The organism is Leifsonia sp. C5G2, from assembly GCF_013359685.1.
Taxonomy (GTDB): Bacteria; Actinomycetota; Actinomycetes; order Actinomycetales; family Microbacteriaceae; genus Leifsonia.
Genome location: NZ_JABFMV010000001.1, coordinates 17,075 through 38,276 on the forward strand (window position 1 = coordinate 17,075; position 21,202 = coordinate 38,276).

Annotated in this window: 18 protein-coding genes; 7 read left to right on the forward strand and 11 right to left on the reverse strand. The window is 71.9% G+C overall.

Annotated elements, in window-relative coordinates:
* Window positions 1–47: 47 nt before the first annotated feature.
* Complete coding sequence (locus tag HNO83_RS00075) at window positions 48–728, forward strand: cyclase family protein (RefSeq protein WP_175335480.1); 681 nt, start codon at window positions 48–50, stop codon at window positions 726–728.
* 3 nt (window positions 729–731) lie between these two features.
* Here HNO83_RS00075 and HNO83_RS00080 read toward each other — a convergent pair whose 3' ends face one another.
* From HNO83_RS00080 to HNO83_RS00095, 4 genes are read right to left on the reverse strand one after another with little or no spacing between them, the layout of a single operon-like run.
* Entirely contained in the window at window positions 732–1,283 is a 552-nt protein-coding gene (locus HNO83_RS00080; RefSeq protein WP_175335481.1) for a GNAT family N-acetyltransferase, read from the reverse strand.
* Window positions 1,283–2,761: an adenosylhomocysteinase gene (gene ahcY / locus HNO83_RS00085; RefSeq protein WP_175335482.1), complete on the reverse strand. Its 1,479-nt coding sequence runs from the start codon at window positions 2,759–2,761 to the stop codon at window positions 1,283–1,285. The genes HNO83_RS00080 and ahcY overlap by 1 nt, the downstream gene beginning before the upstream one ends.
* A 27-nt stretch (window positions 2,762–2,788) precedes the next feature.
* A complete protein-coding gene (locus tag HNO83_RS00090) occupies window positions 2,789–4,210 on the reverse strand; it encodes a phosphomannomutase/phosphoglucomutase (RefSeq protein WP_175335483.1) in 1,422 nt (473 codons plus the stop codon).
* A gap of 43 nt (window positions 4,211–4,253) precedes the next feature.
* Complete coding sequence (locus HNO83_RS00095; RefSeq protein WP_175335484.1) at window positions 4,254–4,463, reverse strand: DUF3499 family protein; 210 nt, start codon at window positions 4,461–4,463, stop codon at window positions 4,254–4,256.
* Window positions 4,464–4,505: 42 nt separating this feature from the next.
* Between HNO83_RS00095 and HNO83_RS00100 the strand changes: the two genes are divergently transcribed.
* Window positions 4,506–4,949 carry a metallopeptidase family protein gene (locus HNO83_RS00100; protein ID WP_175335485.1) on the forward strand — a complete coding sequence of 148 codons (444 nt, stop codon included), beginning with the start codon at window positions 4,506–4,508 and terminating at the stop codon, window positions 4,947–4,949.
* Window positions 4,950–4,981: 32 nt separating this feature from the next.
* Here the strand turns inward: HNO83_RS00100 and HNO83_RS00105 are convergent, their stop codons facing one another.
* From HNO83_RS00105 to HNO83_RS00125, 5 genes are all read right to left on the reverse strand, one after another.
* Window positions 4,982–6,415 carry a DUF5719 family protein gene (locus HNO83_RS00105; protein WP_175335486.1) on the reverse strand — a complete coding sequence of 478 codons (1,434 nt, stop codon included), beginning with the start codon at window positions 6,413–6,415 and terminating at the stop codon, window positions 4,982–4,984.
* A complete protein-coding gene (locus HNO83_RS00110) occupies window positions 6,408–9,692 on the reverse strand; it encodes a glycosyltransferase family 2 protein (protein WP_175335487.1) in 3,285 nt (1,094 codons plus the stop codon). Before HNO83_RS00110 ends, HNO83_RS00105 begins: the two co-directional genes overlap by 8 nt.
* A 95-nt stretch (window positions 9,693–9,787) precedes the next feature.
* Complete coding sequence (locus HNO83_RS00115) at window positions 9,788–10,111, reverse strand: WhiB family transcriptional regulator (RefSeq protein WP_175335488.1); 324 nt, start codon at window positions 10,109–10,111, stop codon at window positions 9,788–9,790.
* Window positions 10,112–10,298: 187 nt separating this feature from the next.
* Entirely contained in the window at window positions 10,299–11,261 is a 963-nt protein-coding gene (gene galE, locus HNO83_RS00120; protein ID WP_175335489.1) for a UDP-glucose 4-epimerase GalE, read from the reverse strand.
* Between the two features lie 56 nt (window positions 11,262–11,317).
* Window positions 11,318–12,496 (reverse strand): acyl-CoA dehydrogenase family protein, encoded by a 1,179-nt coding sequence (locus HNO83_RS00125; RefSeq protein WP_175335490.1) that lies wholly within the window; start codon window positions 12,494–12,496, stop codon window positions 11,318–11,320.
* A gap of 115 nt (window positions 12,497–12,611) precedes the next feature.
* Between HNO83_RS00125 and manA the strand changes: the two genes are divergently transcribed.
* The 4 genes from manA (at window position 12,612) to HNO83_RS00145 (ending at window position 17,757) form a co-directional block, all read left to right on the forward strand.
* Window positions 12,612–13,778 (forward strand): mannose-6-phosphate isomerase, class I, encoded by a 1,167-nt coding sequence (manA, locus tag HNO83_RS00130; protein WP_175335491.1) that lies wholly within the window; start codon window positions 12,612–12,614, stop codon window positions 13,776–13,778.
* A gap of 14 nt (window positions 13,779–13,792) precedes the next feature.
* Complete coding sequence (locus HNO83_RS00135) at window positions 13,793–15,124, forward strand: O-antigen ligase family protein (RefSeq protein WP_175335492.1); 1,332 nt, start codon at window positions 13,793–13,795, stop codon at window positions 15,122–15,124.
* Between the two features lie 94 nt (window positions 15,125–15,218).
* Window positions 15,219–16,391 (forward strand): SGNH/GDSL hydrolase family protein, encoded by a 1,173-nt coding sequence (locus HNO83_RS00140; protein ID WP_175335493.1) that lies wholly within the window; start codon window positions 15,219–15,221, stop codon window positions 16,389–16,391.
* Between the two features lie 76 nt (window positions 16,392–16,467).
* Window positions 16,468–17,757 carry an O-antigen ligase family protein gene (locus HNO83_RS00145; protein ID WP_175335494.1) on the forward strand — a complete coding sequence of 430 codons (1,290 nt, stop codon included), beginning with the start codon at window positions 16,468–16,470 and terminating at the stop codon, window positions 17,755–17,757.
* A 12-nt stretch (window positions 17,758–17,769) separates the two neighbouring features.
* Here the strand turns inward: HNO83_RS00145 and HNO83_RS00150 are convergent, their stop codons facing one another.
* Entirely contained in the window at window positions 17,770–18,747 is a 978-nt protein-coding gene (locus HNO83_RS00150; protein WP_175335495.1) for a glycosyltransferase, read from the reverse strand.
* Complete coding sequence (gene galE, locus HNO83_RS00155) at window positions 18,740–19,717, reverse strand: UDP-glucose 4-epimerase GalE (protein WP_175335496.1); 978 nt, start codon at window positions 19,715–19,717, stop codon at window positions 18,740–18,742. Before galE (HNO83_RS00155) ends, HNO83_RS00150 begins: the two co-directional genes overlap by 8 nt.
* Before the next feature lie 90 nt (window positions 19,718–19,807).
* Between galE (HNO83_RS00155) and HNO83_RS00160 the strand changes: the two genes are divergently transcribed.
* Window positions 19,808–21,199 carry a glycosyltransferase family 39 protein gene (locus tag HNO83_RS00160; RefSeq protein ID WP_175335497.1) on the forward strand — a complete coding sequence of 464 codons (1,392 nt, stop codon included), beginning with the start codon at window positions 19,808–19,810 and terminating at the stop codon, window positions 21,197–21,199.
* Window positions 21,200–21,202 lie beyond the last annotated feature (3 nt).

Consider the following 21,202-nt stretch of genomic DNA (forward strand, 5'->3'; position numbering starts at 1 on the left):
CGCTGCACTCCCCCGCTGTACCCTCCCCGTCACCGATCGGAGACTCCGTGACCACGCCCCGCCGCCGCATCGTCGACCTCAGCCACCGCATCCGTGCAGGGCTGGTGACCTATCCCGGGCTCCCCGCGCCGGTCATCGAGCCGCACCTGACCCGGGAGGCGTCGCGCTCGGTGTACGCGACGGGCACGGAGTTCGCGATGGATGTCATCACGATGATCGGCAACACCGGCACCTACCTCGACAGCCCGTACCACCGCTACGCCGACGGCCCGGACCTCGCCGGCCTCGAGCTCGACACGCTCGTCGGGCTCCCCGCCGAGGTCGTGCACGTGGAGAGCGGCTCCGGGCGAGGCATCCCCGCCTCCGCCGTCGCCGGTCGCGCGCGGGAGGGAGCGGCGGTCCTGCTGCACACCGGGTGGGACGTGCACTTCGGGACGCCCGCCTACGCCACGGGCGCGCCGTTCCTGACCGAGGAGGGCGCCCGCGCACTGGCCGACGCCGGGGTGACCCTCGTCGGCATCGACTCGCTGAACATCGACGATACCGAGTCCGGCGGGAGCCGGCCGGCGCACAGCATCCTGCTCGCCGCCGGCATCCACGTCGTCGAGCACCTGACCCGGCTCGAGCAGCTGCCGGACCACGGCGCGCTGTTCACGGCCGCACCGCCCGCCGTCGAGGGCTTCGGCACGTTCCCGGTGCGCGCCTACGCGGAGCTGCCCGAGGGCTGACGCTCAGTCGTGCAGGATGCGCTGGAACAGCACGTGGTCCTGCCAGCGCCCCGCGATCTGCAGGTACTTCGGCGCGACGCCGATGCGCTCGAATCCGGCGCGGGTGAGCACCGACTGCGAGGCGTGGTTGGCGAGCAGCGTCGCCGCCTGGATGCGGTGCAGGCCGTACTGGTCGCGCGCGGCCTCGATGACGGCCGCGAGCGCCTCGGAGGCCAGCCCGCGGCCGGTGTGGGCGCGGTCGAGCCAGTAGCCGACCGTCGCCGACTGGAACGCGCCGCGCACGATCCCGCTCAGCGTCATCCCGCCCGCGATGTCGTCGCCGTCGGCCAGCACCAGCGGGAGGCCGGCGTCCATCTCGCGGAGGGCGAGCAGCTCGCGCGTCTGCGCGCGCTGCCCGTCCTCGGTGAAGAAGTCCTCGGTGCGGGTGGGGTCCCACGGCGCGAGGTGCCCGCGGTTGCGTTGGTACGCCGCGGCGAGGGCGGCGGAGTCCTGCTCCGTCCGCACCCGGAGGACGATGCCGCCGGGCAGCTCCCGGTCGGCGAATTCGAGCACCATCAGTAGCGGTAGTGGTCGACTTTGTAGGGGCCGTCCACGGGGACGCCGATGTAGGCGGCCTGCTCATCGGTGAGCGTCGTCAGCTCCACCCCGAGCGCGTCGAGGTGCAGGCGGGCGACCTTCTCGTCGAGGTGCTTCGGCAGCACGTAGACGCCGACCGGGTACTTCTCGGGCGAGACGTAGAGCTCCAGCTGGGCGAGCACCTGGTTGGTGAACGAGTTGCTCATCACGAAGCTGGGGTGGCCGGTGGCGTTGCCCAGGTTCATCAGGCGGCCCTCGGAGAGCACGAGGATGCTGCGACCGGTCGGCAGGCGCCACTCGTGCACCTGCGGCTTGATCTCCACCTTCTCCGCGCCGGGCAGCGCCTCCAGCGAGGCCATGTCGATCTCGTTGTCGAAGTGGCCGACGTTCGCGACGATCGCGAGGTGCTTGAGCCCGAGGAGGTGGTCGAGCGTGACGACGTTGACGTTGCCCGTCCCGGTGATCAGGATGTCGACCTGGTCGATGACCGATTCGAGCTTGGCCACCTGGTAGCCGTCCATCGCCGCCTGCAGCGCGTTGATCGGGTCGACCTCGCTGACGATCACCCGGGCGCCCTGGCCGCGCAGCGCCTCCGCCGCGCCCTTGCCGACGTCGCCGTAGCCGGCGACGAAGGCGACCTTGCCGCCGATGAGCACGTCGGTCGCGCGGTTGAGGCCGTCCGGGAGCGAGTGGCGGATGCCGTACTTGTTGTCGAACTTGCTCTTGGTGACCGAGTCGTTGACGTTGATCGCCGGGAAGAGCAGCTCGCCGGCCTTGGCCAGCTCGTACAGGCGGTGGACGCCGGTCGTGGTTTCCTCCGTGACGCCGAGGATGTCGGCGGCGATGCGCGTCCAGCGGTCCTTCGAGGAGGCGAGCGACTCGCGCAGGGCGGCCAGGATGACGCGGTACTCGTGACTGTCGCCCTCTGCGTCGTCCGGCACGGCTCCCGCCTGCTCGAACTCGCGGCCCTTGTGGACGAGCAGCGTCGCGTCGCCGCCGTCGTCGAGGATCAGGTTGGGGCCGGTCCAGTCGGCGCCCGCGCCGGCGGCCTCGGCCGACCAGTCGAAGATCTGCTGGGTGCACCACCAGTACTCCTCGAGCGTCTCGCCCTTCCAGGCGAACACCGGGACGCCGGCGGGGGTCTCCGGGGTGCCGTCCGGTCCGACGGCGATGGCGGCGGCCGCTTCGTCCTGCGTGGAGAAGATGTTGCAGCTCGCCCAGCGCACCTGTGCGCCGAGCGCGACCAGGGTCTCGATGAGCACGGCCGTCTGCACGGTCATGTGCAGCGACCCGGCGATGCGCGCGCCGGCGAGCGGCTTGCTGTCGCCGAACTCGGCGCGCAGGGCCATCAGGCCGGGCATCTCGTTCTCGGCGAGCCGGATCTGGTGCCGCCCGGCCTCCGCGAGGGAGAGGTCGGCGACCTTGAACGGCAGGGACGTGGCGGTGGAGCTAGGCATGCGGATATCCTCTCATGCCCTGTCTTTTCAAGCGCGGATGAGCGCGAGCACCTCGTCGCGGATGCGGGCCATCGTGGGCTGGTCGGCCGCCTCCACGTTGAGGCGGAGCAGCGGCTCCGTGTTCGAGGGCCGCACCGAGAACCACCAGAACGGGTCGTCCTGGCCGACCTGGCCGGTCACGGTCAGCCCGTCGAGCTCGTCGAACTCGGCCCGGCCGGTGAACGCCTCCACCACCCGGGTGAACGCGGCGGGGACGTCGTCGACCGTCGAGTTGATCTCACCGGACATCGCGTACGGCGTGTAGCGGGCCGACAGCTCCGACAGCGGGCGGTCCTGCGCCCCGAACTCGGCGAGCAGGTGCATCGCGGCCAGCATGCCGTTGTCGGCGCTCCAGAAGTCGCGGAAGTAGTAGTGCGCCGAGTGCTCGCCTCCGAAGACCGCTCCGGACGTCCGCATCGCGTCCTTGATGAGCGAGTGCCCGACGCGCGTGCGCAACGGCACGGCTCCCGCCGCCTCGATGGTCTCGGGGACGATGTTCGAGGTGATCAGGTTGTGGATGACGGTGATCTCCGCGTCCGGATCCTCGGCGCGGGCGCGCGCGATCTCCCGGAGCGCCACGATCGCCGCGACCGCCGACGGTGTCACCGCAGAGCCGCGCTCGTCCACCACGAAGCAGCGGTCGGCGTCGCCGTCGAAGGCGAGCCCGAGGTCGGCCCCGTGCTCCACGACCGCACGCTGCAGGTCGACCAGGTTCTTCGGCTCGAGCGGGTTCGCCTCATGGTTGGGGAAGGTGCCGTCGAGCTCGAAGTACAGCGGGACGATCGTGATGGGCAGCGCGGGCAGTCCGGCCGCCTCGCCGAGCACGGCGGGCACGGTCAGGCCGCCCATCCCGTTGCCCGCGTCCACGACGACCGTGATCGGCCGGATGCCGGACAGGTCGACGAGCGAGCGCAGGTAGTCCGCGTAGCGCTCCAGCACGTCCTCCTCGCGGAAACTGCCGGGCCGGTCGACCGCCGGGATGCCGTCGCGCAGGTACGCGCCGGCCCGGTCGCGCACCGCGCGCAGCCCCGTGTCCATGCTGAGTCCCTGGGCTCCGGCGCGCGACAGCTTGATGCCGTTGTAGGTGGCCGGGTTGTGGCTGGCGGTGAACATGGCGGCCGGCGCCTGGAGGTAGCCGGAGGCGAAGTACGACTCGTCGGTCGAGCACAGCCCGATGGAGACGACGTCGGCGCCGCGGGCCTGGGCTCCACGGGCGAACGCGGCGGCGAACGCCGGCGAGGAGTCGCGCATGTCGTGACCGACGACGACGTCGCCCCGTGCCGCCTCCACCTCGTCCACGAAGGCGGCGGCGATGGCCTCGACGACGTCCTCGGTGAGGTCGCTTCCGACCAGACCCCGGATGTCGTAGGTCTTCACGACGGACTGCAGGCGGTTGTCGGCGGCGCTCATGGCCCTAACCTACCGCGAGGGCCGCCGCCCGCGGGCGCGGCGCTCAGCCTTCGGTGACGCCGACGTGCCGCACGATCTGCCAGCCCTGCGGCGGCGAGAGCCGCTCCGCGTGGATCGCGCACAGGTCGTAGGCGTGCGGTTCGTGCTTGAGACTGAGCGGCCCGAGGACGGCCATCGAGTCCGCGTAGACGTAGGTGAGCGTCTGGACGGCGTCGCGCGGACAAGCGACACGGGAACAGGGACGGCTCAACATCGGGCTCAGAATACCCGAGCCCCGCGGACGTAGGATGGCGACATGCCCCGCAACCGCCGCACCAGCCGCCAGACCCCGGCGACGAGCCGCTGGCGGAGCAGGCACGGGCGCGGCGCCCGCGGTCCAGTGACCGGCCCTCACCTGCCCATGCTGCAGAACCGGATCGACTTCTTCGACATGACCGTCGCCTCCACCGCCGACTACCTGAAGGGGGTCTGGCCGGAGGAGCTCGCCGACGTGCACTTCGAGGTCGCGGCGACGCCGATCGGGAACTCCGGGGGCGACGGCGTCGACCGGTGGCGGGTCGATGCGTCGGGCCGACGCATCGTGCTCTACCGGGTGCCCATCCAGCGGCTCACCAAGCTGCACCGAGACGACGAGAGCCACCGGCGGATGTACATCGAGGGCTGCGTCTTCCGCGCGGTCGCCGAACTGCTCGGCAAGGACCCGTGGGATCTGGCACCGGACCGCTACCGCCATTTCTGACCCGCGGTCAGGATGCGGCCACGGCCGCGCGATCAGTTCGGGTAGACCGTGATCGGCGCGGCGAGCGGACCGGGAGGCGCGAGCGCGAACGAACTCGTCATCCCGTCACCGGTGAGGCTGACGCTGCCGCGGAGGCCATCAGCGCCCGTGATGCGGTAGCTGCCCGCGGGGAGCCGGATGTGCGACCCGCCCTCGGCCGGGACGGCGAGCGTGAGCGTGCTGCCCCCGGAGAGCGGCTCGATCGAGACCGTGCGGTCGGAGTCCCCCGCGTTGGCGACGTGGAGCGCCGCGACGCCGCCGGTGGGCATCACCGCGAGCGCGTCCTTCTGCAGGTCCTGGGCCGAGGAGAACCAGGCGAAGTCGCGCAGCTTCGCCCCGATCACCGACGTGCGCACGGCCGCGACCACCGGGACGCTGGAATTGACGGTGACGGTGTAGCTGCCGTCCTTGAGCCGCTGCAGCGGTACCTCGGCGACCGTGCCGGCCTTGACCGTGGTGGCGTAGGAGTCGCCCGCGGCGGTGCCGGCCTCGCCGACCGCGCCGATGGTGACCTGCGCGTCCGTGTCGCCGGGCACGAGGAGCCGGACCACGGGGTAGTCGACGCCGACGCCCTCGGCGGACTGCGCGGCCTCGATCGCGGCCATCGAGCCGAGGGTGACGCCGGGGATCACCTGCTGGCGGGCCGGGGCGCCCGTCGCGCCGGCGAGTTCCGCGCCCCGCGGCTGGATGCCGACCTCGTAGCTCTGCTGCAACGAGGCGACCACCTCGCCGCCGGAGGTGCGGACCCGGACGACGGGAGCGGCGGCCGACGGCGCGAGGCCGGCGAGCGGCACGACCTTCTGCGATCCGGCGGGCACCAGGATGCTGGCGGCGCCGGGGGCGCTGACCGGACCGGTCTCGGTGTAGATGGACAGGTCGACGGTCGCATCCACCTCGCTCGGGTTGGACAGCAGCACGAGGCTCGTCTGACCGAGAGAGGTCGACCCGGCGGCGAGCCACGTGTCGGCGCTCGGCTCCGCGCACGAGGCGGCCGCGAGGCCCGCGAGGTCGGGGGCGGTGGCGTTCTGGCTCTGAGCGCCGGCGAACAGCGGCGAGGTCGTGGCCCCCTGGGGCGTGGTCACCGAGGCGAGCAGCGGCGCCTCGTCCGGCGACGTGGTGTCCGCGTCGGGCTTGAGTGAGCGCGAGCGCACGTCGGCACCGATGGAGTCGGTCGAGAAGGAGGGTTCGCCGACCGCGCTCGGGCGCGTCGCGGCTCCCGCGTCGGCGGCGAGCTCGAGCAGCGGCCCGGGGCAGACCCGCTGCTGGTCCGCGGGGACCGGCGTCACGGTCTGCGACGGCGCACCGATCGCGAAGTCGGGGAGGGGGAGCAGGGTGGCGCCGGCGACGGCGACCACGGCGACGGCGACTCCGACGACGGCGCCCGCGGTGCGGAAGCCGATGCGGGCCAGGCCTCTGCGGTCAGCCACGGTCGCCTCCGTCGAAGGTGCGTCGGGGTCGGATGATGGTCTCCTCCAGTCCGTCTTCGAGCGTCGTGGGGGCGGGCGGGGTGGTCACGCGCTCCGTCTCCCGGCCGAAGGGGCGGTCGTCCTGCGGCTCGGTGGCCGGCTCGGGTGTCGGTGCGAACTCGGGCTCGGGCTCGGGCTCGGGCTCGGGCTCGGCGCCAGGCTCCGGCTCGGCCACGGGCTCGGCAACCGGCTCAGCAACCGGCCGCGGCTCGGCCAGCGGCTCCGGCTCGGCAACCGGCTCCGGCTCGGCCACCGGTTCCGGAAGCTCGGCGGATTCGACGGCCGCCTCGTCCTCGGGCTCCGCCTCGTATTCGTCGATGCTCTCGGCGGCCACACCGTCGGCCACGGCGTCCGGCTCGTCCGGCTCGTCGTCGGGCTCGACCGCCAGCTCGTCGTCTTCGCCGCGCCGCGGGCGGCGCGCCGACAGCTCGGAGACGCGGTCGGCCGACCGGCTGGTCGGGATGGCGATGAGCAGCGTCACGCCGATCACCACGCCCTGCACGATGAGCACGACGACCCGCCAGATCCCGCCGGCATCGGCCGGGATCCGCGCCGCGGGTGCGACCGCGGACGTGCCGCTGTCGAACGCCCACAGCCGGCCGTTCCCGGTGGCGCCGACCGAGGTGAGCACCGGGTTCGCATCCATCGCCACGGCGGCTCGCGCACGGGTGGCCTCCGCCGCGGACGGGTCGGCGTCGCCGACGGCGGTCGCCGACGGGGCGAGGAGGACGAAGTCGATACCCAGCTTCTTCAGCTGCGTCGTCGCGTCGTAGCCGCTGCGCGAGGCCAGGTTCCCGGCGAGCTGCGCGAGGTCACGCTGCCCCGTCGTCAGCCGGCGCTCCGTGTCGGCCAGGGTCGACTGCCCGTTCAGCGTGCTGCCGCTCCCGCGCACCAGCTCGGCGCGGATGCCTCCGTCGGGCTGCGGCACGATGCGCAGCGTCCCGACGCGCGGCTGGGTGGACGCCTTCGCCGTGACGACGGCCGGCATGGTGCGCCCGTCGCTCTCCGCGACCGCGGCGGTGCCGTTCAGCGAGGCGATGCCCAGCGGCACCGCGACGATCGCGAGGGTGACGATCGCGGCCCAGGCTGGGTAGAGCGCGGCGCGACCGAGCGCGGACAGCGCGAGCACCGCCGCCCCGACCAGGCCGATCCAGTACAGGCTCAGGGCGCTGCCCGGCCAGATCGGGACCACTGTCCCTCCGGTGACGGCGAGCTGCAGGTGCAGCGCCGTCACGGCGGTCAGGAACCCGGTGAGCGCCACCAGCAGGGCGACGATGGCCCGCACGGTCCCGCGGAGGAACAGCGCGAGGATGGCGAGCACGCCGAGCGGCGCGAGCAGGATGGGGACGACGATGTTGGCGGCGGTGGGCGGCAGCATCAGACTCGTGGCGAGCTGGTGCCAGCCGCCGAGGACGCCGTCGGGGAAGCCGAGGGCGAGCTGCCAGGCCGGTGTCTGTCGGGCGTCCACCGGGACGCCCGGATCGGCCAGCGCCGAGAGCCAGGCGCCGCGCGCCGCCTGCTGCCACACCAGGGGTGCGAAGAGCACGACCGCGGGGAGCGGGATGAAGACGATCCGGGCAGCGCGCCGGCCGGCGAAGACGATCGCCGCGATCCAGGCGACGGCGAGGGCGGGGATGAGGATGGGCGCGCAGGCGACCGTCGCCGCCGCGAGCAGCGCCGTGGTGGCGCTGGCCGCCCAGGAGCGGCGCGCCGCGAGTCCCGCGAAGAACAGCCACGGCAGCAGGATGTGCGCGAGCACTGCGGAAGGACGGCCGCCCTGCAACGCGACCAGGAGCGTCGGCGCCAGCGCGTACGCGAGAGCACCGAACGCGCGAAGGGTCGCGCGGGTCGTCAGCCGGGCCGCGGCCAGCCATGCGCCCAGCGCGGCGAGGGGCAGGGCGAGCACCCAGAGCAGGACGAGGGACAGCGAGGGCTGCCAGAAGGTGATGGTCCCGAGCACGGCGAGGACGGCGGAGAACGGGTCGGCCGCTCCGGTGAACCCGAGCCCGACATCCCGCCAGCCGTAGCCCAGGCCGGCCCAGAGCTGGCCGACGGACGAATCGAGGGGGAGGAGACCGCCGCCGCTCAACGCTCCGGAGCCGACGAGCGGGAAGAACAGCGCGACGCCGACCAGAAGGGCGGCGAGCACCGTCCAGCCGCCGCCGGTGCCGAAGAAGTCGAGGTCTTGTTTCTCGCCCTGCTGCCGCACGAGCGCGGCCTCGCGCTTCAGCGCGCGGGCACGGCGCACCTCGGAGAACGGGATGCGCAGCGGCGCGACCGCCGCCCAGCCGACCTCGCGTGCCGAGGCGAGCCTCCGGCGGGCGCTGCCGACGGCCATCCCGGAGAAGGCCACGCGGAACGCCGCCCCCAGCTCGCCGCCGATGGAGCCCGGCTCTTTGCGGAGCAGCCGGACGAGGCCGCGCAGGATCGCGAGCGGCACCAGGGTCAGCCAGTGCAGCGGCACGGCCCAGCCGGGCGCGTAGACCATACGGCGATGCAGCTGCGCACGGCGCCGCTCCCCCGCCAGCCGGCGGCGCACCGTCCACTTGGACGACAGGTTGGGACCGGCGACGCCGTCGCCGCCGAGCGCGACGCGCGCCTGGGCGACCAGCGTCACGCGGAAGCCGGCGAGCCGGGCGCGCGTGCAGAAGTCGAGTCCGTCGTCCACCGTCGGGAGGGCGGGGTCGAAGCCGTCGAGTCGCTCCCAGAGCGCCTGGCGGACCAGCATCCCTGCGCTGGAGACCGCGAGCACGTCGCTCAGGCCGTCGTGCTGCGCCTGGTCGAGCTCGTTCTCGACCAGCGGCACGGAGGCGCCGAACGGGGTCATCGTCTCGCCGAACTCCCGGATGAACGCCGGGTCCTCCGCGTCCACCAGCTTCGGGCCGACGACGGCGACGGAGGGGGACACTTCGAGCGCGGCGAGCAGGGCTTCGAGCGCCTGCGGCTCCGGAGCGGTGTCGTGCGCCAGCAGCCAGAGCAGCTCTTCGGGGCCGGAGGCGGTCGGCAGCACGCGGACGGCCGTGGCGACGGCCTGCCCGAAGGGCAGCTTCTCCGACACGGAGATCAGCTGGGTGGGCTGCGCCTCGGACAGCAGCCGGGTGGCGTCGTCGGCTGTCGCACAGTCGACGGCGATCACGGCGTCCGGTCGACGGGTCTGGTCCGCGAGGGCGTCGAGAGTGCGCTGCAGGCGGGGGCCGCCGCTGTGGGCGACGACGATGGCGGTGACTCTCGGATACATCGGGAGTCAGCCTAGGTTGGGGTCGCGCCGATTCCGTCTTTGCGCCGGGCGCGGCGTGGATCCTGGGAGGGGGCTGCGGGTCTGCTCAGACCGCGTCAGCCGGCGCGCTTGCGGAGCTTGCGACGCTCGCGCTCGGAGAGGCCGCCCCAGATACCGAAGCGCTCGTCGTTCGCGAGGGCGTACTCGAGGCACTGCGACCGGACCTCGCACGACGTGCAGATGCGCTTCGCGTCGCGGGTGGACCCGCCCTTCTCCGGGAAGAAGGCCTCCGGGTCGGTCTGGGCGCAGAGCGCGTCGGTCTGCCACGCGAGTGGATTGTCGTCGTCGACATCCGCCGCCCGCACGCCCGGAACCCCGAGCCGGACCGGGTCGATGAACCAGTCGTCGGGTACCCCAGAACGATATTCAGGAACTGGCATATCGGTCTCCCCACCCATCAACTGCTGAAACACGAGATTCCCGTGTAGCTCTAATTACACCGTTGTCATTCGCTCACGTCAAGCCGCGAATCGTAAAGCCTTGACCGCAGGTCGAGAGTTCACGACGCGCCGGAGAACGACAACAATCCCGACACGCCCGGGTCGGACGGGCGGGCCGGGAGCAGTCTCAGGACGCCGTCTGACGGGCTTCCCAGGCGCTGCGCACCATCTCGCGGAGCGTGTGACGCATCTTCCAGTCGAGGTCGCGCGCGGCGAGCTCTCCCGATGCCACGATCCTCGCCGGGTCCCCCGCACGTCGAGGCCCCACTTCTGGGGTGAAATCGATCCCGGTCACCTCGGCCACCGTCGACATGATCTGACCGACCGAGACGCCGTCGCCGCTGCCCAGGTTGTAGACGGGCTCGATCGTGTCGCGCGCATCCAGCCGCTTCGCCGCCGCCACATGCGACTCGGCGAGGTCGGCCACGTGGATGTAGTCGCGCACGCAGGTGCCGTCCGGCGTCGGGTAGTCGTCGCCGTTGATCCGCGGGGTCCGCCCCTCGACGAGCGCGTCGAAGACGAGCGGGAAGAGGTTGTGCGGGCTGGTGTCGCGGAGGCCGGCGTCTCCGGAGCCGACGACGTTGAAGTAGCGGAGCGAGGTGTGGCGAAGTCCGGCGGCCACGCCCTGGTCGCGGAGCAGCCACTCCCCGATCAGCTTCGACTCGCCGTACGGCGACTCCGGGTTCTTCGGCGTCGCCTCGGTGACGATGTCCACATCCGGGGTGCCGTACACGGCCGCCGACGAGCTGAACACGATCGCGTCGACGCCGGCGTCCTGCATCGCGGCGAGCAGCACCGCGGTCCCCGTGACGTTCTGCTCGTACGTGTGCAGCGGCCGCTGCACCGAGACGCCCGCGTACTTGAACCCGGCGACGTGGACGACGCCGCTGATCGTGTTCTCGGCGAAGATCGCGGCCAGCAGCTCCCCGTCGAGGATCGTGCCGCGGTAGAACGGGACCCCCGCCGGCACGAACTCCGCGTGCCCGCTCGACAAGTCGTCCACGATGACGACGTCGATCCCCTGCTCCCGGAACGCACGCACCACGTGCGCCCCGATATAGCCTGCTCCTCCGGTCACCAACCACGCCACGGGCGGTCCTCCTGCTGCTCGATGGAGCTTCCCACCCTAGCGGGCGGCGGAGAACGTCAGACGAAGGCGGCCTGGCCGGTGATCGCGCGGCCGACGATGAGCGTGTTCATCTCGCGCGTGCCCTCGTAGGAGTAGAGCGCCTCGGCGTCCGCGAAGAAGCGGGCGACGTCGTAGTCGAGCACGATGCCGTTTCCGCCGAGCGCCTCCCGGCACCAGGCGACGGTCTCACGCATCTTCGCGGTCGCGAACGCCTTCGCCAGCGCCGAGTGCTCGTCGCGCTGCTCGCCGGCGTCCAGCATCTCCGAGACGCGCGTGCACAGGCCGATGGAGGCCGTGATGTTGCCGAGGGACTTCACCAGCAGGTCCTGGATCAGCTGGTGGCCGGCGATCGGCTTGCCGAACTGGACGCGCTCCTTCGTGTAGCGCAGCGCCGCCTCGTACGCGCCGACCGCGACGCCGACCGCAGCCCAGGCGACCTCGGCGCGGGTGAGCCGGAGGACGCGGGCCGTGTCCTTGAAGCTGTTCGCGTTCTGCAGCCGCAGCGACTCCGGCACCACCACGTTCTCGAGCGTGATGTCGGCGTTCTGCACGATCCGAAGCGACTGCTTGCCCTCGATCTTCGTGGCCGTGTAGCCGGGCGTCGAGGTGGGGACGATGAAGCCCTTCACCTGGCCGTCCTCCGCGCTCTTGGCCCAGATGACGGTGATGTCGCTGAAGGTCGCGTTCCCGATCCAGCGCTTCGAGCCGTTCAGGACCCAGTTGTCGCCATCGCGCGTGGCCACCGTCTTGAGGCCCTGCGCCGAGTCGGAGCCGGAGGTGGGCTCGGTCAGGCCGAAGGCGCCGAGCACCTCGCCGCTCGCCAGCTTCGGCAGCCACTCCGCGCGCTGCTCCTCCGACCCGCAGACGCCGATGGCGCCGAGCGCGAGGCCGTTCTGCACGCCGACGTAGGTGCTGACGGACGCGTCGATCCGCGCGAGCTCCAGGGCGACCCAGCCGCGGAACACCGCGGAGTTCTCGAACGGCGCGGTCTCCGCGAAGCCGAGGCCGACGGCGCCGTTCCTGTGCAGCACGTCGATGATCTGGTGCGGGAACTCCGCCTTCTCCCAGTACTCGTTGACGATCGGCTTGACCTCCGACTCGAGCTGCGCGCGGAGGGTCGCGATGAACTCCTTCTCGCGATCGGTCAGCAGGTTCTCGAAGCCGTAGAAATCGCCGGCGATGGTCTCGAAGGGCATGTGCGCTCCCGTGCGTCCACAGTGTTGGTCTGGCCGCCGCCAGCCTAGGGATGCGGCGCTGCCGAGCAAAAGCGATTGGTAGTTTGGTCCAACGGAACGAAAGGGATGAGGACGCATGTTTGTGCCCATCGGCAACACCCCGCGCGACTACGCCTGGGGGTCCACCACCGCGATCGCCGGACTCCTCGGCACCGAGCCCAGCGGCGGACCGGAGGCGGAGCTGTGGCTGGGCGCCCATCCCGGCTCGCCCGCGCGCGTCCTCGACCCGGCCCTGACCGACGGCGCCCCCGACCTGGCCTCCTGGCAGCCGACGCACGACCTCCCCTACCTGCTCAAAGTGCTCGCCGCCGACGGTCCACTGTCGCTCCAGGCGCACCCGTCGCCCGAGCAGGCGCGGGCGGGGTTCGAGCGGGAGAACGCGGCGGGGCTCGCCGCCGGCTCCCCCGACCGCAACTACAAGGACCCGTTCCACAAGCCGGAGCTGATCTTCGCGCTGAGCGACCCATTCGAGGCGCTGTGCGGCTTCCGCGATCCCGCGGAGAGCCGGGACGCGCTACTGCGCCTAGCTGCCGCCACGCCCGGCGGAGCGGTACTGTCCGGCTTCGCCCGCACGCTCGAGGGCGAGCCGGGCGAGGTCCTCCGCCGGGCGACCGAGTGGATCCTCGGCGACGACACCGAGGTCGACCTGCTGGTCACCGAGGTGGTCGCCGCCGCGCAGAAGCTGGCGGACGACCGCGACGCCGACACGGTCCGGATGCTGCACGCCGCGTTCCCGGGCGACCCCGGCATCGTCCTCGCGCTGCTGCTCAACCGGGCGACCCTGCGACCGGGACAGGTGCTGTACCTGCCTGCGGGCAACATCCACGCCTACCTGCGCGGCCTCGGCATCGAGCTGATGGCGGCCTCCGACAACGTGCTCCGCGGTGGGCTCACCCGCAAGCGCATCGACGTTCCGGAGCTCGTGTCGGTGCTCGACTTCACCCCGATCGAGGCGGCCCCCCTGGCACCGGAGCACCCCGCACCCGGCGTCGAGGTGTTCCGGCCGGACGTCCCCGACTTCCGCCTCACCCGCGTCGCGGTCGGCGGCGAGGTCGCGTCGGCCGAGCTGCCGCTCGACGGGCCGGCGATCGCGCTGTGCACCGAGGGGACGCTGGAGCTGCACGGCCGCTCGGGATCGTTCACCGTGCACCGCGGCGAGTCCGTGCTGGTCACGCCCGACGAGGGCCCGCTCGGCGTGGCCTCCGGCGCCGGCACGCTGTTCGTGGCCACGCCCAACCGGTGAGCTATCCTTCGGGGGTGACGAGCCCGAGCCCCGTGCTGAACGACCGCGTGCGCGCCGCGCGCACCGCCACGGGGACGGGCGAGGCCGTGCTGGCCGCGCTCATCCTGTTCACGCTCTTCGCGGGGGACTTCTGGCGCAACCTGATCAGCTGGCCGGGGTACTTCGCCCTGGCCGGAGTGCTGGCCGTGGTGAGCGCCGTGCTGGTGGTCCGCTCGCGTCCGTCGTTCCGCTGGCGCACCACCCCGAAGACGCTCGTGCTGTTCCTGGCGTTCGCGATCGTGTCGATCGCCTGGTCCGCCTATCCCGGCGCCAGCGCTCTCGGCGTGCTCGCGACCCTCGCGACGACCATCGGCGGCCTGTTCCTCGGACTGCGGCTCGGCTGGCCGGGGCTGCTCAGCGCGCTCGGGAACGCCTTCCGCTGGATCCTGGGCCTGTCGCTGCTGTTCGAGCTCGTCGTCGCCGTGTTCGTCCGGCATCCGGTGCTCCCGCTGACCCCGGCGCAGCCGGTGCCGAGCGGCAAGCTCCCGCAGGCGTTCTTCTGGAGCCGGGAGCTGCTGTTCCACGGCGGCCCGATCCAGGGCATCGTCGGGAACAGCAACCTGCTGGCGATGATCGCGCTGCTGTCGCTCGTCGTGTTCGGCATCCAGCTGGCCGACCGCACGGTTCGCCGCGGGTCCGCGATCTCCTGGCTGGTGGTCGCCGCCCTGACACTCGCGCTGACGCGGTCGGCGACGGTGATCGCCGCCGCCATCGTCACGGCCGTCGTGCTCGGCTTCGCGCTCTGGGCACGGCGCGCCGGGCCCGCGCGCCGGACGCCCGTGTACGTGGTCGGGCTCGCCGCGATCGCCGCGGTGATCGTGCTGGTGTCGGTGTTCGCGTCCCGCATCCCGGCGCTCTTCGGCAAGAGCGAGGACCTGACCGGCCGCCTCGACATCTGGAAGGCCGTCACGGGGCTCGCCCAGCAGCGGCCGGTGTTCGGCTGGGGGTGGGTCAGCTACTGGGCGCCGTGGGTGAAGCCCTTCGACGGCCTCGCCACCCGCAACGGCGTCGAGTACCTCCAGGCGCACAACGCCTGGCTCGACGTCTGGCTGCAGCTCGGCATCGTCGGGCTCGTCGTGTTCATCCTCGTGGTGCTGACCACCTTCGGCCGGTCCTGGTTCCTCGCCGTCGACCGCGTCCGAACGAGCGTGACCGATGTGCAGCCCTACCGGGCGATCGCCCTGCTCCCGCTCCTGCTCCTGGCGGCCCTGATCGCGCAGAGCTTCGCCGAGAGCCGCATCCTGATCGAGGGCGGTTGGGCGCTGCTCGTCGCCCTGTGCGTCGCCACCAAGCGGACGGCCCCCTGACCTCGGCCGGCGGGACCGTCATCGAATAGCACGCACTCTCGTCCTCCCTAGGGGAGGACATCCGTGTCCTCTCCTCGAGAGGAGATCCGAACGGATGACACCGAGAATCGTCGCGCGCGTCGCGGCCATCGCCTGCATCGCCGTTGCGACCGCCGTGGCGACCTCTGCGCCCGCCCACGCGAGCACCGCGGCCCTGGCGGAGAAGAAGTACGTCGCCCTCGGCGACTCCTTCGCCTCCGGGTACGGGCTGCCGCCGTACTCCACGACTCCGGCGCCCGGCTGCGGGCAGTCGGCCGACAATGTCCCGCATCGGGTCGCCCGCACCTACGGGCTGCAGTTGACGGATGCGACCTGCGCCGGAGCGACGATCGGGAACGTCGTCGGCACCGCGCAGCAGGTGCCCGGCGGCACCGTGCCGCCACAGCTCGACGCTCTGACCGCCGACACCTCCGTCGTCAGCGTCATGATCGGCGGCAACGACGCCGGCTTCGTCCGGCTGGCCGGCTGCGTCGCCGCGTCCCCGCAGGGCCCGTTGCTGCAATCGCCCTCCGTCGCGAACTGCGCGTCGCAGCTCGGCGACCTGCCCCGTCTGATCGAGACGTCCGTCGCACCGCTCTACGACGGGATGTTCGCAGCCATCCGGCAGAAGGCGCCGAACGCCGAGATCATCATGCTCGGCTACCCGTCGCTCGCGCCGACCGACGCCACCGCGCCGGACGCCGGCTGCTTCTCCTCCGCACTGGGGAACGGCGCTCCGCCGCTTCCGGCGAACTCCTTCCCCTTCACCGAGGTCGACCGCGCCTTCATCGCCGAGGTCAGTGCGGCTCTCGACTCCGCACAGAAGGCCGCGGTCGAGCGCAACGGCGCCCGCTTCGTCTCGACCCTCGCCGCCTCGGACGCGCACACGCCGTGCGCCGGAACCACCGACCCCTACCTCAACGGGGTGTCGCTGATCTCCCTGTCGCCGCCCGCTGTGGCGGAGGGGGCGATGCATCCGAACTCCGCCGGACAGGCCTTCCTCGAGTCCCAGCTCGCCGCGGCGCTGGAGGCGGCGTTCCCCGCCTCGCCGCCGACGGCGGGCGGCGAGGACGCCCGGCAGCCGGAGACGGGAGCCGCCACCTCCACGGCCGCCACCGGAGCGACCACCGAGCTCGCCGCCACCGGGGTCGATCTCGCCGCCCTCTCCGCCCCGGCCGCGCTGATCGTCGTTCTGGGTCTCGCGATGGTCATCCTGGTCCGGAAGCGCACCATCCGGCAGGTCGGCTGAGCGACCGCCCGGGTCGGCGGGCGGCGGAACGGCCCCGGTTCCTCGCCCGCCGCCCGTCGCCGCCTAGGATCGAATCATGGCAACGCCCCCTCGGACCCTGGTGCCGCCCGCGGTCACCGAGTTCCTGGGTTCCGCGCGCTTCACATCCACCCTCGCACTGCTGGCGGTGGTCGTCGGGTTCTCCACCCACGCGATCCGCGCCCTCATCGGGTGGCCCGGCCTGATCGGCGCCCTCGGCGTGCTCGTCGTCCTGGCCGCTGTGTCGTTCGCTGCGCAGTGGAAGCTCATCGAGTGGCACGGGCTCCTGCCCGTCTCGGCGCTGCTGTTCGTCGGCTGGTGCGCCCTCTCCCTCCTCTGGAGCCAGTACCAGTGGGCGACGCTGGCCGGCGTGATCTACCAGCTGATCTTCGCCTTCCTCGCGGTCTACATCGCACTGGTGCGCGACGCCATCCAGATCGTCCGCGTGGTGGGCGACGCCCTCCGGTTCCTGCTCACGCTCTCGCTCTCGCTCGAGGTGCTCAGCGGCCTCCTGCTCGACGCCCCGATGCGCTTCCTCGGCATCCAGGGCAACATCGCCTTCGGCGGACCCATCCAGGGCCTCTTCGGCACCCGCAATCAGCTGAGCATCGTCGCGCTGATCGCCTTCGTCACCTTCCTCGTCGAGCTACGGACGCGTTCGGTGCGGCCCCCGGTCGCCGCGTACTCGATCACGCTCGCCGCACTCTGCATCCTTCTCGCGCACTCCCCCGTCATCGCGGCCGTCTCGGTCGTCGTCGGCCTCGCCACCCTGGCGCTGTACCTGCTGCGCAAGGTGCCGGCAAACCAGCGGCCCTACTTCCAGTGGGGGCTCGCGATCTTCACCGTCGCGGTGCTGGTCACGGCGTACATCTACCGCACGCGCGTGATCGACCTGCTGAACGCCCGCGCCGACTTCCAGGTCCGCTACCAGCTGTGGATCCAGATCTGGGAGCTCATCCCGGTGGAGCAGACGGTCGGCTGGGGCTGGGTGGGGTCGTGGCCCACCGACCTTTATCCGTTCACCGCCATCCAGGCCGCGACCGGGGTCTACCACGCCGACGGGCTGAACGCCTACCTCGACGTCTACCTGCAGGTCGGCGTGATCGGCCTGCTGCTGTTCGTCGCCCTGATCGCACTGGCGTTCAGCCGCTCCTGGCTGCTCGCCTCGAACCGCCGCAGCGTCGTCTACGCCTGGGCGCCGCTGGTGCTCGTCGCCCTGCTGGTGACCAGCGTCTTCGAGAGCTCGATCCTGGTGGAGGCGGGCTGGATGCTGCTGGTGATCTGCACGGTCAAGGCATCGCAGGGCATGAGCTGGCGGCTGCGGCTGCCGCACCGCGACGCGAGCTGACCGCGAGGGCGCTCAGACGGGCTGAACGAGGTCGCGCAGGACGTCCTGCGCCCCCAGGCCGAACCGGGCGTACGAGCCGGACCGCAGCTGAGCGAGCACCGGGCGGACACGGCGCAGCCGGGAGGCGGGGTACGCCGACCGCACCTCCTCATGCGCGAGTTTCGCCCGCACTGCCTCGCGCAGGTCAGGACGGACCGCCGGGTGGTCGCCGTAGCGCTCGGCGAGGGCTCGCGCCCGCTCCAGGAGTCGCGCGTTGCGTCCGGACCGCGATTCGGTCAGCCGGCCGAGAGCCGCTCTCGCGCCGAGCCGAGTGGCGCCGATCTCGTTTGCGCCGTGGAGCCGGTACGACGTCAGAGCGCGGCGGTCGACCAGCACGTCGCCGAGGAATGCCGCGGACACCGCGAGCCACTCGTCGTGCACCCAGCTCTCCGGGATCGGGAGCGCGAGCTCGATGAGACGGCGGGTCATGCCCGCCGTCGCTCCCGTGACGATGTTGCGCCGCAGCAGCGTCTCCGCCGCACGGCCGCTCTCGACCGCGGCGAGCTCCGCCTCGGAGACCCGGAGGTTGCCGAACAGCGTCTCGTCGGCGGACACCCCCGCGCCGTCGACGATCGTCGCGTCGGTGAAGACGAGTTGCGCCCGCGCAGGGTCGAGCCGTGCGGCGAGAACGCGGGCTTTGTCGGGGTCCCAGACGTCGTCCTGATCCGAGAGGAGGACGACGTCGCCGGTGGCCCGCGCGAGCACCGACTCGAAGTTCTTGGTGACGCCGAGGGCGGGTCGGTTGACGGTGACGCTCACGTTCGCCCGGTCCGCGCTCCGCTCCGCGAAGTCTTCGACGAGGTCGACCGTGGTGTCGGTCGAGTCGTCGTCCGAGACCAGGAGCTCGTCGACGGGACGCGACTGCTGCGCGATGGAGTGCAGCTGGTCGGCGAGGTAGCGGGCGCCGTTGTGCGTGCAGAGCGCGACGGAGACGCGAGCGGGTTCAGCCATCCGTGACCGACAGCAGTGCGTGCGCCGACCAGGCGGACTCGACGATGTCGGTCAGCCCGAACCGAGCCCGCCATCCCATGGCCTCGGCGGCCCTGGCCGGGTCCGCCACGACCACGGCCGGATCGCCGGCGCGCCGCGGGCGGACCTCCGGCACGAGGTCGGAGCCGGACACGGCGAGGATGGCGTCCACCATCTCCCGCACCGAGCTGCCCGAGCCGGTCCCGATGTTGAACACCTCGTGCCCCGGCCCCTCTGCCCGGGCGAGCAGGTCGAGCGCCGCGAGGTGCGCGTCGGCCAGGTCGCTGACGTGGATGTAGTCACGGATGCACGTCCCGTCGGGCGTGGCGTAGTCGTCGCCGAAGATGAGAGGCGGAAGCCCCTGGTCGATGCGCTCGAAGACCATGGGAACCAGGTTGAGGACCGCGGTGTCGCCGAGCTCCGGCCGTCCCGCTCCCGCGACGTTGAAGTACCGGAGGCTGGCAGCGCGCATCCCGACCGCTGAACTGGCCTCGCCGAGCAGCTGCTCGCCGATCAGCTTGGTGCGGCCGTACGGGTTGATCGGTTCGGTCGGGGTCGACTCGACCAGGTGCTCGCCCTCGGAGGAGCCGTACACCGCTGCCGACGAGGAGAACACGATGGTCGGGACGTCGGCCCGTTCCATGGCGAGCAGCACGTTCGCCAGCGAGCCCACGTTCTGCTGGTAGTACCACGCCGGTCGCCGCACCGACTCGTCGACGCGCTTCCGGGCGGCGAAGTGGATGACGGCGTCGTGGCCGCGCAGGATCGCCGCCAGCTCGTCGACGGCGGACTCGTTCTCGAGGCTGAGCCGGTGGGAAGGCGTGTCGCCGATGCGCTCGGCGATGCCGGTGACGAAGTCGTCGACCACTGTCACCTCGTCGCCTCGACCGCGCAGCTGCCACACCACATGGCTGCCGATGTACCCCGCCCCGCCGGTGACCAGAACCTTCATGCCCTCGATTCTAGGAGTTCCGCGCGTGACGGACGGCCCGCGCGCGCACGCTACGCTTGCTGGGGCCGATCCACGAGGAATGGGGGAACATTGACCACGATCGCACCGAACGCGACGGCAGCGACAGGATTCGCCGGCTGGTTGCGGAGGTTCTGGGTCCCCATCCTCCTCGTGGTCATCGCCCTCGGCTACAGCGTCCCGACGACGCTGCTGCACACGAAGGCGCTCTCCCCCGTCGACGAGTGGGTCTACAGCGACTACCTCGACAAGGTGCCGACCGAACTGCTCGTGCACCAGGGCGAGCTGGTCGGCCAGGAGGCGCGGGCGCGAATCGCGTGCGACGGCGTCTACCCGTATGGGCCGATGGGCCAGCCGTGCGGGTCGTCGTACAACAACCCGTCCAAGTTCCCGTTCGCCGGCAAGACCTCGGCCGACGCCTACACGCCGATCTACTTCGTGAGCACCTGGGTGGTCGGGGAGGCTCTGCGCCTGCTCCCCGGCGTGAACGAGCTGGAAGGCTGGCGGCTCACCGGCTCGCTCTGGCTCGCCGCGACGATGGTCATGCTGTACCTGGTGTTCCGCAGGTTCCGCATCCATCCGGTCGCGATCGTCGCCCTCGGGACGGCGTTCGTCGTGTCGCCCTTCTCGTGGTGGACCTACACCTACATCAGCACGGATGCTCCGTCCGCGTTCTTCGGCGCTCTCCTGCTGCTGCTGACCCTGCGCTACCTCGACGGCCGAGGGAGCGGCTGGTGGCTGGTCGGGTTCTCGGCACTCGCCGTCCTGGTGAAGGTCACCAACATCCTGGGCGTCTGCCTCGCGGCCCTCGTGCTGCTCCTCAGCTGGCTGTGGGAGCTGCGTCGGACGCGTTGGACGGACGGCTGGCGCAGCCTGCGGCCGGACGGGGAGCGACGCTCGCTCGGGCTGCCGCTCTTCGGCGTGCTGTCGGTCGCCGCGGCCATCGTCGCCCAGCTCGGCTGGCTCGGCCTGCACCGCGCCCTCGCCGTCGGGCCTGCCGCCGAGCAGGGCATCTCCGGTCCGCTCGGCGGCAAGGCCCTGCTGGAGCAGACCGTGAGCTTCCTGCCGGGGACGCTCACGTCGACCGTCTTCGTCGCGGGCAGCGGAGGCAACTCCGCCCTCCCCATGTACAACTGGGCACTGGCGCCCCTCACCTGGCTGTGCGTGATCGGCGTGCTCGGCACGTTCTTCGCACTCCGGATGCGGAGCCGCCTCGCCCCGCTCGTGGTCGCCATCGCGATCTCGTCGGTGTTCTTCGCTCCGATGCTGGCGGTCGTCGTCAAGGTCACCACCGGGTCGTACTTCCCGCTCCCCGCCCGCTACGGGGCGGTGCTGCTCGTCGCGTTCCTGCTGACCGTCGGCCTGCTGCTGCGCAACCGGTGGGCGTCGTGGATCGTGCTGGGCTACTCGGCGGCGCTGGGCATCGCCATGATCGCGCTCACGTACACGATCTCGGTGCACTGAGCC

Bases quoted from the DNA above. Each gene is read 5' to 3' on its own strand.
- HNO83_RS00080 (WP_175335481.1), bottom strand. From the start codon at position 1,283: ATGGTGCTCGAATTCGCCGACCGGGAGCTGCCCGGCGGCATCGTCCTC.
- ahcY (WP_175335482.1), bottom strand. From the start codon at position 2,761: ATGCCTAGCTCCACCGCCACGTCCCTGCCGTTCAAGGTCGCCGACCTC.
- HNO83_RS00090 (WP_175335483.1), bottom strand. From the start codon at position 4,210: ATGAGCGCCGCCGACAACCGCCTGCAGTCCGTCGTGAAGACCTACGAC.
- HNO83_RS00095 (WP_175335484.1), bottom strand. From the start codon at position 4,463: ATGTTGAGCCGTCCCTGTTCCCGTGTCGCTTGTCCGCGCGACGCCGTC.
- HNO83_RS00100 (WP_175335485.1), top strand. From the start codon at position 4,506: ATGCCCCGCAACCGCCGCACCAGCCGCCAGACCCCGGCGACGAGCCGC.
- HNO83_RS00110 (WP_175335487.1), bottom strand. From the start codon at position 9,692: ATGTATCCGAGAGTCACCGCCATCGTCGTCGCCCACAGCGGCGGCCCC.
- HNO83_RS00115 (WP_175335488.1), bottom strand. From the start codon at position 10,111: ATGCCAGTTCCTGAATATCGTTCTGGGGTACCCGACGACTGGTTCATC.
- HNO83_RS00125 (WP_175335490.1), bottom strand. From the start codon at position 12,496: ATGCCCTTCGAGACCATCGCCGGCGATTTCTACGGCTTCGAGAACCTG.
- manA (WP_175335491.1), top strand. From the start codon at position 12,612: ATGTTTGTGCCCATCGGCAACACCCCGCGCGACTACGCCTGGGGGTCC.
- HNO83_RS00140 (WP_175335493.1), top strand. From the start codon at position 15,219: ATGACACCGAGAATCGTCGCGCGCGTCGCGGCCATCGCCTGCATCGCC.
- HNO83_RS00145 (WP_175335494.1), top strand. From the start codon at position 16,468: ATGGCAACGCCCCCTCGGACCCTGGTGCCGCCCGCGGTCACCGAGTTC.
- HNO83_RS00150 (WP_175335495.1), bottom strand. From the start codon at position 18,747: ATGGCTGAACCCGCTCGCGTCTCCGTCGCGCTCTGCACGCACAACGGC.
- galE (WP_175335496.1), bottom strand. From the start codon at position 19,717: ATGAAGGTTCTGGTCACCGGCGGGGCGGGGTACATCGGCAGCCATGTG.